2 protein-coding genes are annotated in these 1,180 nt (G+C 38.2%); both read right to left on the bottom strand.

Annotation, left to right across the window (positions count from 1 at the left end; genetic code table 11):
• Positions 1–15 precede the first annotated feature (15 nt).
• Entirely contained in the window at positions 16–600 is a 585-nt protein-coding gene (locus V7266_RS26985) for a hypothetical protein (protein WP_335472302.1), read from the bottom strand.
• Positions 601–615: 15 nt separating this feature from the next.
• The coding region (locus tag V7266_RS26980; RefSeq protein ID WP_335472301.1) for a membrane-spanning protein at positions 616–1,180 on the bottom strand (565 nt) is incomplete at its 5' end.

The raw sequence follows: 1,180 nt of genomic DNA, 5'->3' as shown, positions 1-1,180 counted from the left end.
CATTTACGGGGCAGTTCAACCACGACGTACCTTTTTTAATTTCATTTTTGTTCGAATTAACGCCCAAATAGCGATAACAAGACCGCCTAGAGTATCAGCAATTAAGTCTGTCATTGTATCTTTATTTCCGCCGCCTTGTAAGGTCATCCCAAATATCTGGTCGCAGCTAAACTCATAGACCTCCCACAATACACCGCCTAGTGCTGCAAACGATGCGGTAAATAGGAATACAAACCAAGGGGAGATCTCATATCCTGCATCCCTGTGAATTAACCTTTCATATAAGGCAATTCCTGCGAAAGCAAGGATGGCACCGCTGACAAAATGCATAAAAGTATCCCACCAGCCCAGTCCATACCATCCTAATATGGAACCTAAATATTGTGATCCAATTAGGAAAATGATATAGGAAAAAACGATGGGTAAATTGAATTGAAGCTTGGTAAACAGAGCTAACAAAAGTGGTACAGCTCCACAAACAATTCCGCCAATGGCAACTGTAGATTTAAAAGATTGGCCCATACTATGATAATTTATTGCCAAGATGGTCATGAATACAACATACAAAAGACTGACAATAATTACAAGTTTTCTGTTCATTTGCAGCACCTCTATTTAAATACTTTTTTTCCTATAAAGGGTATAGACTGCGGTAACCATGCCCCCTCCTAAGCCGCAAAGGAGATCATACATTGTATCTTTATTTCCACCTCTTTGCATCGTATGCGTTAAAGTCAAATCACCCACAAACTCATAGATCTCCCAAAGAACACTCGATGATGCAGCGAGTGAGAGGATAAACAGAACCAGAATTCCAACAGAAACTTTCCGTCGTGTATGTTGTGGGATCCAATATTTATAAAGACGTATTCCAACAAACGCAACAAACATCCCTTTAAAAAAGTGCAGTGTAGAATCCCACCATTTATAATACAAATAAAAGCTTGAGATGGAACCTAAATATAAGGAACAAAATAGGAACAAATAATAACAGATAATGATGGGAATAGTGAAGGGATTATTTTTCATCTTTAGTAAGCCAAGCGGCAGCAAGCTGACGAATATGCCCCCAAGTGCTACTTGCCACCTGGTATGGTCATGTTTCATTAAGTAGAAAATAAATAATCCAGTCATACCAAGACTAAATAATATACTTAATATAATAAGTACCTTTCTTTTC

The organism is Neobacillus drentensis, assembly GCF_036965645.1.
Taxonomy (GTDB): Bacteria; Bacillota; Bacilli; order Bacillales; family Cytobacillaceae; genus Neobacillus; species Neobacillus drentensis_D.
The sequence above is the reverse complement of the archived record's forward strand: the minus strand, read 5'-3'. Positions and strand labels throughout refer to the sequence as shown.